The following is a 15,672-nucleotide window of genomic DNA, read 5'->3' on the forward strand; positions in this document are numbered from 1 at the left end:
CTAGTTAACCTATATTAGGCAAAGCGTACTTTCGTTAATAACCCAAATTTTTATTTAAATTATAGTTCTACTAATATGATATAGATTCTAAAGTTTCACAAATCGTATCTTAGATACATTTACAATATGATTTAATAAAAGATGATATTCTGTTGTCACCTGTGCAATAACGTTTACTCTCTCATCTGCCGGAAGTGATTCTACAATAATTTGAATCTCACCGGAATATCTTTGGTAGCGATAATTGTCAATGGTTATGGAACCAGGTATTCTTTCCTTGCAATGTTCTGGTAAAATCTCTGCTCCTTTGCAGGCATATTCTCTGGATTCTTGTAAACGTTTCAGCCAGCGTGGAGAGTCTGCCCTTATGGTATATACCTGATTATACAGATATTCATAATCTTTCTCAAACATCACCGGTATAGCATAAATACCCGATTCCAGATACTGTGATATCATATCCGCCTGAAACTGACTGATTAATCCATCACCAATAAAAATACCATCAACACCATAGGATATGATATCAATAAATGCTGCATAGGAAGATGCATTTCTATGTGACTCTAATGTAGGTAATCCTTCGTGTATTGGGCCTCTTTTAACTTCATCTCCGGGAATGAATGCAAGAATTTTAAAGCCCTTACTCTTCAATGTATCATTTCGAAGTTGAAATTGTTCTATATCCAATCCGGTTTCCGGTCTTGGATAAAAATTGTGCATTGCATATACATCAAAGGAATGCGAGGCCAATTTATCTATAAAATCGGCTTCAACTGTTGAAGCATTTACACATATAGGAAATTCTTTCGCCAACTCAAATATTTCATCCTCTGAGAATCCATAATCAATTCTTAGTATAGATATACCTAACAGCTTTGCCAAATCTATAAGGGAATCTGTTTCAAACACTTTTAAAGTATTTCTTGAGACATCTGCAATTATCTTATATCCACATGTGGTTAAAAAAGTACACATTTCTTTGACTCTTTGAATGTAGGTAGTATCATATTCTTCACTCACATGCAATGAAGTAAAGATATAATTGCCTTTCTTATATATGGACTCTAGTTTTGATTTTTGTTCTTCAAAAGTAGATAAATATACGGAGTATCCAATTTTATTAAACATTTTCTACATCCTTATCTTTAATAACAAGGTAAGTAATGATAAAGCCTGCTATATAGGATATGAGTAAGCCTAAGAAGAAATTAAACATACTTTCCGGTTTCATAATTGGAATGGCTACTAAACCGGATGGCCCCCAGGAACTTGCCATAACATGTGTTAACATTACAAATGCTCCACCAAATCCGGCGCCTAAACCGGCAGTAATAAATGGTTTAAACATCGGTAGAGTTACACCGTAGATTAATGGTTCTCCTACTCCAAGGAAACCTGCTGGAAGAGCACCTGCAATTACTTTTTGTATACGTTTATTTCCGATACGTTTTGCTTTTAGATAGATTGCTAAGGATGCTCCAACCTGACCCGCTCCAGCCATTGCTAAAACTGGGAATAATGTAACGCCGCCTAAGGTTTCTAATTGAATTGCATAGATTGGTATTAATCCATGATGTAATCCAAGTAAAACCATTGGAAGAAATACTGCTGATAGTATATAACCACTGATTACACTAACAACAGGATTAGAAGAATTAATAATTACACTAAGTGCTGCTACTAATCCATCCGATGCAAAACCTGCTAACGGCATAATAATAAATATAAATACAATTGCAGTAATTAGTAATGATACAAAAGGTGTAACAATTAAGTCTAATACATCCGGAACATGCTTTCTAACAAATTTCTCTACTTTTGATAGAATCCATACTCCAACAATAACGCCTATGATACCGCCTTTACCTGTAGTAAGAATAGAGCTTAATGGAACTTCTTCGTTGTACAAACCAAATATTGTGGACAATGCAACAATATTACTTCCGATAGAAATTGCACCAATCATGCCGCCTAGTGCTTCTGTTGCTCCAAATTGTTTCGCAGAATTAATACCGGTATAAATTGCAAAGTATCCTAAGAATCCGCCGCCAATCAGCGCAAATAATAGTTGTACTACCTGCCAGAAACCTTCTGTACTTAGTACTCCCTGACCTTGCAGAGTGGTGATTAAACTAGCAAGACCATTGAACAAACCTGCTGCAATAATTGCAGGGATTAATGGGATGAATATATCTGCAATTGTCCTGATTGCCTTCTTAAATGGACTTTGTTTTTGTGCAGTCTTCATTGCAGCTTTATTTTCTTTCCAATCTTCTGTTATTGCTTTTACTTTTGGAAGTCCCAACTCATCTGTACAAATGTCAGCAACTTTTTTAGCTTTACCAGGTCCTAATACAATCTGAAGAGAATTACCGTCCACAATATAGCCCATAACCCCTTCTGTGTTCTTGATTTCCTCTGCTTTAACAAGATCAGCATTTTTAACCGTTAAACGCAGTCTTGTCATACAGTTTGTGGCCTTGTCAACGTTATCTTTTCCACCAACTAATTCAACAAGTTTCTTTGCTAATTCTAAATTTGACATATATATTTCCTCCTCCTAATATGTTTTATGTGAATATTATCTCACTTCCAAACTTAATATAGCTTTGCGACATCTTAAATAATAGATTATCATGAACTATAATTTATTTACTTTCTTTTATAGCGTGCCGAATATGTCCATTAGAGTGATCTAATCTTTCAATCGCTTGGTCTTTTGTACACTGTAACAAAATCATAGTGATTGCTGCCTTAACACTTCCATCTGCCAGTTCTAACATATTTTTCGCCAGTTCATGATTGCATCCTGTTGCTGCAATAATAATATTTACAGCACGAATGTTTAACTTCTCATTTGTCTGCATTACGTCCACCATTAAGTTTTGATAGACTTTTCCTATTCCAACCATACTTCCGGTGGATATCATATTAAGTATCATCTTTTGTGCGGTTCCTGATTTCAAACGGGTAGATCCTGTTAATACTTCTGGTCCGGGAATTGGTTCAATTGCAATATCCGAATATTTTGACATCTCGGAGTTCTTATTACATACTAAAACTGCAGTCTTACATCCAATTTCCCTTGCATACTTTAATCCTGATATTACATAAGGCGTACGGCCGCTGGCTGCTATTCCTATTATAATATCATTCTTACTGAGATTTAAATTAACCAGATCTTCTTTTCCAAGAGTGATGCTATCTTCCGCACCTTCCACCGCTTTGATAAATGCTTCATTACCCCCTGCTATCAATCCCACTACAGTATCCGGTGAGGTACCAAAGGTTGGGGGACATTCCACGGCATCTAATAATCCTAACCTTCCGCTTGTTCCTGCACCCATATAGATTATTCTGCCGCCTTTTCTTAAAGAATCGGTACACCATTCAATCACAGTGGCCACTTGAGGTAATACCTCGTGGACTGCGGCAACTACCTTATTATCTTCTTCATTCATAATAGTTGCAATATTTAATGGGGTCATACTATCCAGACTCATTGTTTTTTCATTTCGTGTTTCTGTTGTCAGTTTTGTTAAATCTAGCAACTGCAATTCCTCCTCAATTCTAATTTAGTCTAATTTTTATTATGTTCATCTTGAGTCGTACTTTTATTAGGCTTATCAATGTGTGTATTCTGAAATTGTGCGAGACTTGATTCAAACTGTTTATTTAAAAATCCCGTATAAAGAATATCAATGATATTCAGTTGTGCTATCCTTGAAGACATTGCTCCGCTTCGGAATATGAATTCAGTAGCAGCAACACTTAAGTTATAGTCTGCCATTCTGGATAAAGGTGAATCTTCAAAACGGGTAATAGCAATAATAGGTGTTCCTTTCTGTTTTACAGTAGAGGTGCATTTAAGTACTTCTTCCGTTAAACCAGAATAGCTGATTACAATTGCTAAATCCTCTTTCTTAATGTTCCTTGCCTGAAGCAATTGGGCATGCCAGTCTTCGTTGATCAAGCAAGGCTTGTTCATTCTTAGGAACTTTAGATAGGCATCTTTTGCAACTAAGAGGGATGACCCCATTCCAAATAGACATATTGTGTTAGCACTGTATATTAAGTCAACACAATCCTGTAATATATTAGTATCTATTAATTTTCTGGTGTTCTCCAGAGAGGCAATATTTTTATAAGTTACTTTGTCCACAATGGTTTCAAGAGAATCTTCACGACTGATTTCTTTTCCTTTTTCACGACTTGTGGATTTTCGTAAAGCCATTTCGTAAATAAGAGATTTATGAAAATCCTTATACCCCTGAAAACCTAACTTACGACACAACCTTATGATTGTAGAAGATGATGTATAAGTTTTTTCCGCAAGCTGGTGTATATTATAATTTACACCTTTTTCCGGATTCTTTAATAGAAAATGAACCACACCTTTTTCAGCTCCACTAGCGTGACCTGAATATTCCTGTAAACGTACTAGTACACTTTTCATTGTTCTACTCCATTTCTAATTTGAGTATACTATCCTGAAATTTTATAGTCAATTTTTATATACCATTATGAAACTATGTTTCATATTATGACTAATTTACACTGAAAATCAGCAATCTTATGATAGTTTTTGTTAATATGTAATAATTATTCCTTTAAAAACGTCCAACTGACACAGGCACATGTACAGATGATTTATAAATGAATTTGCACATAAAAAATACGCCTTACTGTTTTTAATATCAGTAAGGCGAATCTTATATGCAGATTATCTCGTTACCCTGGAATAGTTTGTCCGTTCTATGCCTATACCATGAACGCTGGATATAATATCACTAATTATTATAATATATAGTCATATATTTTGCACTTATCATTTTATTCAGGATGTTTAGGGGCATATATTTTGCATTCATAATTTTATTCAGGACGTTTAGGAACATATATTTTGCATTAATTATTTTTTCAGGACGTTTGGGGGCATATAATTTGCACTCATAATTTTATTCAGAACGTTTAGAGGCATATATAATTTGCACCCATCTTTTTTTCAGGATGTTTAGGGACATATATTTTGCATTCATAATTTTATTCAGGTTGTTTAGGGGCATATATTTTGCACCCATCTTTTTCTCAGGATGTTTAGGGACATATATTTTGCATTCATAATTTTATTCAGGATGTTTAGGGGTATATAATTTTCACTCATAATTTATTCAAGAGAATTTAGGGCAGAAAATAGCTGAAAATATTAAATTTTCAGCTATCTCTCTTACTTTTCATTATCTGATATCAAAAACACTGCGTAACCGGAGGTTGGTTGTATTCCCCCGTATAACCGTTACACGCTTCTCTCCTCCATTCATATCAAAGTAATTATCAGATAAAATCAAATCTTCACTATCATTTTGAATCTCCACGCTCTTTGCGTAAGCCTGGGCTTTTATTATAATTTCATTGCCTGATACAGAATAGCTTAACTTTGGATCCTTATATTTAAAATATTTTGGATATGAAAAAATAACGGTACCGTCAGAAACCATATTCCCCTCTGAATAAAGGGAATAACTAACATATTCAGTAAAGATATCAATATCTGGCAGTAGTTTCTTATCTAACCATACGCTGGATAACGCCGGCACAAATATTTCCATGGTTTCCTCATGGATTACTTCTGCATCGGCATTTCTCACTGCCCAATGAACCGTCGAATTTTCATCCTTTCGGCTTTCATTTGCCACACTTAGCCGGATGGATTTTTCAAATTCAAAATGTTCCCGATTCATATCTGCCTTCTGTGACATCATTCCTTCCTCCTGGCAGCTGAGCATTAGAGGTGCAAAGAAGCGTTTTGCATAATAATGCAAAGCTTTCCATCTTCCCGTATAGTCAATGGAGGACCAAGAAATAACCGGCCAGCAGTCATTTAACTGCCAATAAATAGCCCCCATACAGCGGCCCCGGTTTCTCCTAAAATGCTCCACTCCATAACGGATTGCCTCAGCTTGCAGCAACTGTGAAGCATATAGGAATATATCAAAGCTAGTAGGATAAAGATAGGTCTGCTGAAGATAATTCATAATCTTTCCGTTTGCTCCGTAATTTCTCTGGTGTTTTTCCATAATATAAGAGAATATGTTATAATCAGCCGGGTCGTCAGTAAATGTCTCAATGGTCTTTTTAAAAGGGAAAGACTGAAATCCGAATTCAGATGCATATCTGAAAAAATATTGCCGGTATTCAGAAAAAGGCTTATTTCCATGCCATACTTCCCAATAATGTACATCTCCTCTGTCAGGATCATTTGGCTTATCGAAGGAACCACCGGAAGAAGGACTTGCAGGCCAATAAAAGGTCTGGGGATCGTACTCACTTAAAATATCAGGTATTAGTTCCTCATACATGATTAAATAATCACGTACTTCCGAGTGTTTTGTTACCCAGTGATGATTTTCACCCACAAACTGCTCCATTTCATTATTTCCGCACCATAATCCAAGGGAGGCATGATGGCGTATTCTTTTAATATTATCAATAAACTCCTGTCTAATATTGGCTTTAAATTCTTTTGTTAACTCATATACTGCACAGGCAAACATAAAATCCTGCCATACAATTAGTCCTAACTCGTCACACAAATCGAAAAACCAATCTTCGGGATAATATCCTCCACCCCATACACGGACCGCATTAAAGTTCGCAAGTTTTGCGTCTTCAAGAAGGCGCCTGGTACGTTCTTTCGTTGTACGCCCGATTAAATGGTCTTCTGGAATATAATCCGCACCCATTGCAAAGACGGTAATTCCATTTACCTGATGGGCAAAGCTTTCTCCCCATTGGTCCTTTTCTATTCTCATAGTCATTGTACGCAGTCCAATGCGTCTTTCCCAGGTACTTATTTCTTTTCCTTCTGCATATAAAGTGAATTTAATGTTATAAAGATGTTGTTCACCATATCCATTGGGCCACCAGAGCATTGGATTTAAAATAGTGATTTTATCCGGGGAACCATCATAAACAGCAGTTACACCTAAGGGATTTTCAACTTCTACTTTGTATTCATAATAAGCTTTTTCATGTCCTTTATGGCATTCAAAATCTTCATAGCGTTCAATATTCTTACAATGTTCTATATTCTCACGATGTTCTATATCCTCACAGTGTTCAATATTCTCGCAATATTCTATATTCTCACAGTGTTCTACATTTCCACAGCGTTCAATATTCTCACAGTGTTCTACATTCCCACAGTGTTCAATATTCTCACAGTATTCAATCTCCGGTTCAAAGTAAAGTGAAACTGCATCTTCTTTGTGCTCCTGCTTAATATACACACTTTCAATCCTTGCTTTCTCAATTCCCACCAGAGAAACCGCTCTGAAAATACCCGCATCCGGAAGATGTGCCCCCCAGTCCCATCCAAACATACAGTGAGCCTTTCTAATATGTACAAAGCCGTCCATTGCATCTTCCGAACCAAGTGTCCTGCATTTTTTGAAGGCTTCCCCTATATATTGGGTTGGTGAGTGTAAAATTACCCTTAGTGTATTTTCTGTTTCCTGTAATTTACCGGTTACATCAAATCTCCATGTACGGTGCATATTATAGGTATTTCCTAAGTTCTCTCCATTTAGATATACATCGGCTATAGTGTCTAACCCTTCAAAGTAAAGCCATACTTTATCCACCTTAAAAAAATCATTTCCAACATCAAAATAGCTTTCATATTCATAATCGTAATCCATTAATTCCAGTGCAGTATTTTCATTGTCTTTCCAAAACGGATCATCCATACTGCCATTTCTTAATAAATCTGTATACACGCTGCCGGGAACTATGGCAGGATTCCACTGGGACTCTCCTGCTTTTCTCATGTTCCAGTTCGAGTTTAAGCTTTGATGTAACATAAATCATCCCTCCTATTATTAGTAGTCCTTAGTTTCAAAAAGGGGCGTTGCAATTGCATTGCAACAGCCCCTTTCAAGCTATTTATTAAGCTATTATTTGGTTGCCTTCCACTCATCAATCTGTCTTTGCATTTCATCAATAACATCCTGAATACCTGTTGCTTCTAATTTCTTATTCAACTGTGGCAGATATTCATCAGGATCAACACTTCCTGTATATAAGGATTTTCCAAATTCGTCCAATACATTTCTAAAGCCTGCCACTTGCGTACTTACAGGATCTAAATTGAAGTCAAATCCAAAGGAAGGTGCTTCTTTGGAAGCATCATTAAACTCTTTAAAAACAGCCCATTTATCTAAAGGTTCATTTACCATTACATAGGTGTTAAATAAACCACCCTGTACCCAGTAAGGAACAGAATAATCTTTTCTCTTTTCTTCATTATATTTAAGTTTTACATCATAAATATAATCTTTGCCTTCACAAGCCTTAATTTCTTCCTCAGTAGCTTTCTCTTTTTCATAATGAACACCTTCAATACCATAATTTAATAAGTTTCTTAAGTATTCATCGGTGTTGATTAAGTTTAATAGTTCCATTGCTTTTTCCGGATGATCGGAATTCTTATTAATAGCGGTCATTGCTCCACGTGCAGATACGTTTGTAACCTGTGTATCCATAATTGCTGATGTTACAACTTCATATCCTAAATCTTTTCCCCAGATAAGTTCTGCATATGGCTGTCCATCGCCTTTTGTTACAAATCTCTTAACGGACTTATCATCGGATGCAGTTGCTGCATCTTTATTAATATAGCCTTCTAAATAATATTTTCTCATTGTTTTTAAAGTAGACTTCATCTTATCTGTCTCAAAAACATTCTTTACAGTTAAAGTATCATCTTCATATTCGATACCAACAGGATCCTGAATCTTATCCATATAAGTAGGTGCAGAATAATCCTTTGTCAAATAAAAAGGTACAACATCAGGTTCTTTTTCCTTAATTAACTTAAGCCATGGCTCTAAATCTTCAAGGCTATGAATATCCTCATAAGGAATATTATACTTATCAACATACTCTTTTGTAAATACCCACATCGGACAGCTTCCGATTTCTTTTTCACTTGGAACTGCATAGGTCACTCCACCAACTTTTGCTGCATTCCAGAAACGCTGGTCAATTTTCTCATACATTTCTTTGCCTTCTTTTTTCAGCATATCATCTAATTCAAGGAAAGCACCTTTTTGCGAATTCTGAAGATAATCATTTGCCCAAGAACAGGTAAAGCATAAATCCCATTTATCTCCTGTATTGATTACAACCTGCATCTTCTGATTATAATCTCCCCAGCCAACGTTAATTACATTAAGTTTAACACCGATTTTTTCAGCAGTATATTTATTTACTTCATCAATTACCGTCCCTGCATCTTTTTGTGCATCCCCAATCTGATACCAGGTCAGTTCAACAACTTCATTATCATTCTTACTTGTTGCTGTTTCCTTAGCTTTACAAGCGGACAAACTGCCCACTGTCATTGCAGCAACCAATCCTAACATAACCAACTTCTTAAGTTTCATTTTTCCACCCATTGCATATCACATTTGTTTACAATATGTTCGCATTTACAAATGTGATATTGCCACAAAAATCAAGTTGAAAGAATGGTTTGTGGCATCCTTTCTTTATTTTATTTTCTTTCAACCTTCTCCTCCATGCATATGTAAATAATATAATGATACTGTTACTACTTACTCCTTAACCGCTCCCACTGTCAGACCATTTACAAAATATCTTTGGAAAAATGGGTAAGCAAAAATAATCGGTAATGTAGATATAGTGACAATTGCCATTTTTATTGTTTCTTTTGGTAAATTAAGTGCAATTATAACACCATCCACTCCCATCATCGACTTATTGCTTGCCAGCCAGTCAATAGAACTCTCAATCTGAATAAGCAAATATTGCAACGGTACCCACTTTTTACTATCCATGTACATCATTGCATTAAACCAGTCATTCCAGTACCCTAATGTCAAAAACAAACCGATTGTAGCAAGTCCCGGCAAAGCCATGGGTACCACAATTTGAAAAAACAAACGCCACTCAGATGCACCATCTATTTTAGCCGATTCAACTACTGCGTCCGGTATACTTGTTTTAAAAAAGGTACGCAGAACAATAACATTAAAAGAGTTCATAGCAAGAGGAAGTATTAAAGCCCAAACGCTTTCCTTTAGCATAAGAACTTTTGTCATAATTAAATAATTAGCGATCATACCACCACTAAACAACATTGGAATCGTTATTACCTTAGTGAAAAACTTCCTATATGCATAAGTCTTTCTTGATAATGCATAAGCGTAAGTACCAATGAGAAATAATCCAAGTAAGGTACCTACTACTGTAACTAATATAGTAACACCATAGCTTCGTAAAATATTCTCCCCTGCTTTTACTATGTACTCATAAGCATATAAACTGACCTTCTCAGGGATAAAACGATAGCCATTCCTGACCAATACATTTTCATCTGTAAATGAAATAATAACAACAAATAAGAATGGAATAATACTGAGCAGAGATAAGATTCCTAAAATCACATTAAACAAGAAATTGGTAGGCTTCTTAATTTTATTGAACTTCGATTGTTTTTTTTCACGTTTTGCTATTTCTTTTTCAGAAACAACCGTCTTTCCTTTTTTGTGCATTTCCTTATCTCCTTCCTAGAACAATGCATTGTCGCTGTCAACCTTTGAAACTATTTTATTGGCAATCATAATCATGACAAATCCTACCGTAGACTGAAACAATGCCGCTGCCGAACTCATTCCGATTTCACCATTGGTCTTTAGTGCTCTATAAATATAGGTATCCAATACATTTGTCATCGGATATAATGGTCCGCTGTCTTTTGGAAGATGATAAAACAGTCCAAAATCCGCTCTAAAAATTCCGCCAACTGACATAATCAGTAAAATTGTAATAACCGGTTTTAACATCGGCATAGTTATGTATTTTATCTGCTGCCATTTGGAAGCACCATCAAGTACCGCAGCTTCATAATAAGTCCTGTCAATTCCACATATGGAAGCCAGATATACAACTGTATTATATCCGATTCCCTTCCACTGGCTCATAAATATAATAATAAAGGGCCAATACTTCTTCTCACTATACCAGGAAACCGGATCAGATCCAAAATGCTGCAAAACTGTATTAAAATAGCCTTTTTCCGGATTTAAAAAAGCAAATAAGCAGTAACTTACAACTACCCAAGAAAGGAAATAAGGTAGAAACAATGAACTTTGATAAATCTTAGCCATTCCCTTGTTATGAATCTCGTTTAACATCAGCGCAACTATGACGGGAAGCACAATACCTAAAATGATAAATGCGGCATTATATAATACTGTGTTTCTCACAATAATCCATGCATCTCCGCTGCTAAACAAAAATTTAAAATTATCAAATCCAACAAATTCACTTTTTATCAGACTAGTCAAAAAACTACCAGAAAAGCGAAACTTCTTAAATGCAATGACTACACCAAATAAAGGTAAATAAGCAAACAGAAGAAACCATATACCTCCCGGTATGCTTAAAATCAACAACTCTTTATTTGCTTTCAGTCGATTTAGAAATTTTCCTTTCTGTACATTTGTATTTCGTGAACTCAATTTCCAACCTCCCTTTCCTAAAATCAATAACTGCTAGCTAGTTAATTGACCTTATAGATATATTATATAAAAAAGCCATAAACATGGATAGTTGAAAACTTTTAGTTTTCCTGTACATATTCTAGGGAGTTAAAAATTTAGTATTTTTTCATTTCCCGCAGGGATGCTGGGGACACCCCATAGCATTTTTTAAACTTTCTATAAAAATAACTGGTGTCCTGATATCCCACTTCCTTTGCAATATCATTAATCTTCATATTCGTATTTAAGATCAAATCTTTTGCTGCTCCATTCTTTTTATTGCTTAGATACTGTGCAAAAGAGCAGCCCACTTCCTTTTGAAATATCTGTCCAAGGTAGGAGGCATTCATATTATATTTATAGGACAACATTTTAAGATTCATGTCCTCTTTATATTTCTTCTCCACCTCCGCCATAATCTGTTTTACAACCGGTGTATACTGTGAATCATCTTCATGAAGATAATCAATGATTTGTATAATTTCACTAATAAAAATGGTCTTTATAGCGAACAAATCCTCCGCATGATAAATTCTTTCAATGATTTCTATTAGATTCTGCATGTTCTTACGATCATTTAAGTTATATTCAGACTTTATATTCTGTAAAATCATTGCTATTTGTAAAGCCATCTGAAAGATATCCTCAACGGCTGCATTCTTCTTAACATTGTTAATAAATAAATCTTCAATATAACTTAAAGCTGCTTCTTTGTCTTTTTTAAAAATCATTTTTCTTAAAGTACCGTCATCAATTGATATATCTTTCGATTTGCGATTTTTAATTGTTCCTGGAGTTACGCAGCTTCCGTAACCTTCAATAATCTGATATTTCTGTAATTTCATTATCTCACGGTAGCATGCCGGTAAGGACTGGTAGTCCGTAAAGGGACTTGCCAGACTTATGAATGTGAATACGTCGTATGTACTTTCAATCTTATTCTGTAAGGATAGGAAGAATTTATATACTTCCGTCTCATCACGATCCGTATACAGGAGCATAAACAAGCTGTCGGAAGACAGATAAATAATGCGCAGATTCTTTTCCGCTTTTTGAAGTTCAACTAATAAATCCGATATCTTTACTGTTTGGAGACTTTCTATTTCAATTTTCATAACCGCACTATATACAAACTGTCCGGCACTTATCTTGGGAAGTATTTCAAGGTATTTCCCTTCTTCTTCTTTTTCCAGGGAACCTCGAAAGAAACAAAGCCATCCTGCCTCATCATCAATATTAACTTTCCGGTCCATTTCATCCAGCTTTTCGTAGGCACTTCTTAAGGTTAATTCTAATTTTTCTTCATCAATAGGTTTTAGAATATAGTCTTCTACGTCCAGATGAATAGCTTTTCGTGCATATTCAAACTCATCATACCCCGTTAAGATAATAAAACGTACCCGTTTATCCATGTTCCTGATTTCATGTAATAAATCAAGCCCACCCATAACAGGCATCTCTATATCCGTTACCACAATATCAACCGGCTGTGATTTCCAGCATCTTAGAGCCTCCTCCCCATTATGTGCTTTGTGAACCACTTCCATATTCAGGTCCTGCCAATCTAAAATATTAGTAAGTCCCTCTAATATCAGTTCTTCATCCTCAATTAACATGACTTTTTTCATTCCCATTTTCCTCACCCATTCCAACTCTTAAAATAATATGCATACCACCGCTGTCACTACGCTTTAGCTGTACTCCATACTCCTCTCCATAAACTGCTTTAATCCTTCCGTTTACATTTATCAAGCCAATGCTCTTTTTAGTGTCTCTTTTATTCTCCATTAACTCCTTATTCTTTACCTGTATTTCCTCATCGCTCATTCCTCTGCCGTTATCTATTACATTAATAATTAATGCATCGTTATCACTCTCTACAAGAATACATATTTCATTTCCTTCGCTTTCTCCGCGAATTCCGTGTACAAAGTAATTTTCAATCACCGGCTGCAATATGAATTTGATTATGGGATAATTCATATATTCTTCGGGACATATAACCGTGGAAGTAAACTTTCCCTGATAGCGGAATTCAAACAATTCCAGATACTTTTTACAATAATGAATTTCCTGAATTACTGTAATAACATCCGATTCCTTTAACTGGCTCCTAAAAATCACCGCCATACTATAAAGCATTTTTGCAACGTCTTTATCACCATTACAGATAGCCTTCATACGAATGGATTCCAGTGTGTTGTACAAAAAATGCGGATTAATTTGATCTTGTAATGCTTCAAGTTCTGCATTTTTTTGTTCAATTTCAGCAAGATAACTTCTTTGTATGTACCGGTCAAGCTTGACACACATATCATTGAAATTCTTTGAGATTAAGTCCAGCTCATCTCCGTTATTATCAACCTTTAAGCGTACCGTTAAATCTCCGGTTGTAATTTTATTCATTCCATCCAAGATATAATTCAACCGACCTGTTAATTTCTGCAGATATATATTAATACACATCTCTCCCAGAATAATCATAGTTGCCCCTATACCAAAGATAGTAAGGAGTAATGACATTGGCAGCTGTCTTGCCTGATTTTTATCAATAAAGGTATAAATTACATAATCTCTTACCGTCTTTTTGATGGAATATTCATTTTCATTCTCAAGATTGATTAAATCTTTTGTAGTGTAATCATCTAAGGAATTAAATACAGCGGTTCCCTCCATATTGTACACTGCCAGCTCTGCTTTGGAGTAATAGTTCTGCATTTTATCAAAAACATCTGCCTTAAAGATTACAATCATGCAGCCCACACTTTCCATGGTATCCGGATCTCTTAATTCTTTTAGAAATGAAAATCTTCCTCTGCCTGCCAGATCTCCATCTCTAATCTGGTCTATTTTATCCTTTGGAATTGTTGTCCTGTTTTTAATTCCTTCTTTGTAACAGGATGTACTTTCAAGTCTTGGATAGGAAATAAGATCAATTTGTAAGATACTAGAATAAGTCTCCATGTTTTTAATAATAAAACTTTCAAATCCATTGTATTTTAGAGTAGGGGAAGCAATATATTTCTCAAGACGCTTAACCTGATAATTTTCTTCATCATACCTAAGGTAATTCAATAGATCCTCGGAAATAACAGGCGACTGATAAAGATCTCCTTTTATATATCCTACGTCGTTTGAACATTCCTCCATATAAGATACGGCTTCTTCACTGAGCATCTTCATATAATCAAGGTTTGTATCAAATATTCTAGCTCTGTTGGAGGAAATAAAATAAACCATAAGTACCCCCACTGTAAAAACCAAAATGGCGGTATAAATAAAAAAGAATTTGTAATACAATTGTTTATAGTTCTTCTTATGCATAAAATTTCCCCCAATAATTTTAATATTTCCTAACAAATTATAACACAGAAAGAGCCAGTGTCACTGACTCTTTTCTAAAAATTTTAACATAGACCGGCTCATAAAGGCTACCAGAAAGCCATAACCGCTTATCATAAATAAAACTGTCGTTCCCGCACTAAGCTCAAATAGCATCAGCATAAATCCAAATGCGGCTATATAACCAAGTGTACAGACAGGATGGGTTATTGTTATGATAACTGCAACCCTGACTATATCTAAAAACTTCATTTCATACCTGGATGCAAGTAAATACAAATTAGGTGTCAATATAATTGTAAAAATAAAACCTACAAAGAACAGCATGGATATAAGGCTCAATCCATATTCCGACAAATACTTTGTATTAGTCCAGAGAACAAATAAGGCAAATAGCTGAACGGTACCCAGTTTTAGTTTTAAAAGAATATCATTTCGGTATCCCTTTCTATAATCCCTAAAAGCACCGACTTCCGTTCCTCTTAACTGCCTTCCCATACAATACAGTACTGCTGAAAATGCTGGCGGCACTGGCAGCAGGGTTATCATGAATAAAGGAAGATAGGTGGGAATCTGCTTTATACCAACAAAAACCAAGAAACAGATTAATGGTATATTAGATAGCCAGAATAAAGCATTTACTATAAGAAAGTAGCATACCTTTTCGCAAAACCCATAAATTCTCTCTACACTAAATAGTTCATTCAGCAATTTTATTCACCTCTTTTTCTTCTACTAATCCCAATAATAAAATCTCCAA

The 15,672-nt window shown here is 35.2% G+C and carries 11 protein-coding genes; all 11 read right to left on the reverse strand.

The annotated features are described in order from the left end of the window. Nucleotides 1–87: 87 nt before the first annotated feature. The 11 genes from RT261_RS01710 to RT261_RS01760 all read right to left on the reverse strand — a co-directional run bounded on the left by RT261_RS01710 (nt 88) and on the right by RT261_RS01760 (nt 15,623). The gene (locus tag RT261_RS01710) at nt 88–1,131 is read right to left on the reverse strand and encodes a MupG family TIM beta-alpha barrel fold protein (protein WP_313128563.1); all 1,044 of its coding nucleotides are present in this window, start codon (nt 1,129–1,131) and stop codon (nt 88–90) included. Continuing rightward, nucleotides 1,124–2,548 (reverse strand): PTS transporter subunit EIIC, encoded by a 1,425-nt coding sequence (locus tag RT261_RS01715; RefSeq protein ID WP_313128565.1) that lies wholly within the window; start codon nt 2,546–2,548, stop codon nt 1,124–1,126. The genes RT261_RS01710 and RT261_RS01715 overlap by 8 nt, the downstream gene beginning before the upstream one ends. Nucleotides 2,549–2,651: 103 nt before the next feature. After that, nucleotides 2,652–3,554: an N-acetylmuramic acid 6-phosphate etherase gene (gene murQ, locus RT261_RS01720; RefSeq protein ID WP_313128567.1), complete on the reverse strand. Its 903-nt coding sequence runs from the start codon at nt 3,552–3,554 to the stop codon at nt 2,652–2,654. 29 nt (nt 3,555–3,583) lie between these two features. Beyond that, entirely contained in the window at nt 3,584–4,459 is an 876-nt protein-coding gene (locus RT261_RS01725) for a MurR/RpiR family transcriptional regulator (protein WP_313128569.1), read from the reverse strand. Between the two features lie 781 nt (nt 4,460–5,240). Next, nucleotides 5,241–7,865, reverse strand: coding sequence for a beta-mannosidase (locus RT261_RS01730; protein WP_313128571.1), 2,625 nt, complete (start codon nt 7,863–7,865; stop codon nt 5,241–5,243). A gap of 93 nt (nt 7,866–7,958) precedes the next feature. Further along, nucleotides 7,959–9,449, reverse strand: a complete 1,491-nt coding sequence (locus RT261_RS01735; protein ID WP_313128573.1) for an ABC transporter substrate-binding protein — start codon at nt 9,447–9,449, stop codon at nt 7,959–7,961. 171 nt (nt 9,450–9,620) lie between these two features. Then, entirely contained in the window at nt 9,621–10,580 is a 960-nt protein-coding gene (locus tag RT261_RS01740) for a carbohydrate ABC transporter permease (protein WP_313128575.1), read from the reverse strand. Between the two features lie 15 nt (nt 10,581–10,595). Beyond that, nucleotides 10,596–11,549: an ABC transporter permease gene (locus tag RT261_RS01745; RefSeq protein ID WP_313128577.1), complete on the reverse strand. Its 954-nt coding sequence runs from the start codon at nt 11,547–11,549 to the stop codon at nt 10,596–10,598. A gap of 137 nt (nt 11,550–11,686) precedes the next feature. After that, entirely contained in the window at nt 11,687–13,198 is a 1,512-nt protein-coding gene (locus RT261_RS01750) for a response regulator transcription factor (protein ID WP_313128580.1), read from the reverse strand. Beyond that, nucleotides 13,176–14,894, reverse strand: coding sequence for a sensor histidine kinase (locus tag RT261_RS01755; RefSeq protein ID WP_313128582.1), 1,719 nt, complete (start codon nt 14,892–14,894; stop codon nt 13,176–13,178). The genes RT261_RS01750 and RT261_RS01755 overlap by 23 nt, the downstream gene beginning before the upstream one ends. Nucleotides 14,895–14,954: 60 nt before the next feature. Continuing rightward, nucleotides 14,955–15,623: a hypothetical protein gene (locus RT261_RS01760; RefSeq protein ID WP_313128585.1), complete on the reverse strand. Its 669-nt coding sequence runs from the start codon at nt 15,621–15,623 to the stop codon at nt 14,955–14,957. Between the last annotated feature and the right edge of the window lie 49 nt (nt 15,624–15,672).

Source organism: Anaerocolumna sp. (assembly GCF_032079385.1).
In the GTDB taxonomy this organism is placed as follows: Bacteria; Bacillota; Clostridia; order Lachnospirales; family Lachnospiraceae; genus Anaerocolumna.

Coding starts and splice junctions, on each gene's coding strand:
- RT261_RS01710 (WP_313128563.1), bottom strand. CDS start 1,131: ATGTTTAATAAAATTGGATACTCCGTATATTTATCTACTTTTGAAGAA.
- RT261_RS01715 (WP_313128565.1), bottom strand. CDS start 2,548: ATGTCAAATTTAGAATTAGCAAAGAAACTTGTTGAATTAGTTGGTGGA.
- RT261_RS01725 (WP_313128569.1), bottom strand. CDS start 4,459: ATGAAAAGTGTACTAGTACGTTTACAGGAATATTCAGGTCACGCTAGT.
- RT261_RS01730 (WP_313128571.1), bottom strand. CDS start 7,865: ATGTTACATCAAAGCTTAAACTCGAACTGGAACATGAGAAAAGCAGGA.
- RT261_RS01735 (WP_313128573.1), bottom strand. CDS start 9,449: ATGAAACTTAAGAAGTTGGTTATGTTAGGATTGGTTGCTGCAATGACA.
- RT261_RS01740 (WP_313128575.1), bottom strand. CDS start 10,580: ATGCACAAAAAAGGAAAGACGGTTGTTTCTGAAAAAGAAATAGCAAAA.
- RT261_RS01750 (WP_313128580.1), bottom strand. CDS start 13,198: ATGAAAAAAGTCATGTTAATTGAGGATGAAGAACTGATATTAGAGGGA.
- RT261_RS01755 (WP_313128582.1), bottom strand. CDS start 14,894: ATGCATAAGAAGAACTATAAACAATTGTATTACAAATTCTTTTTTATT.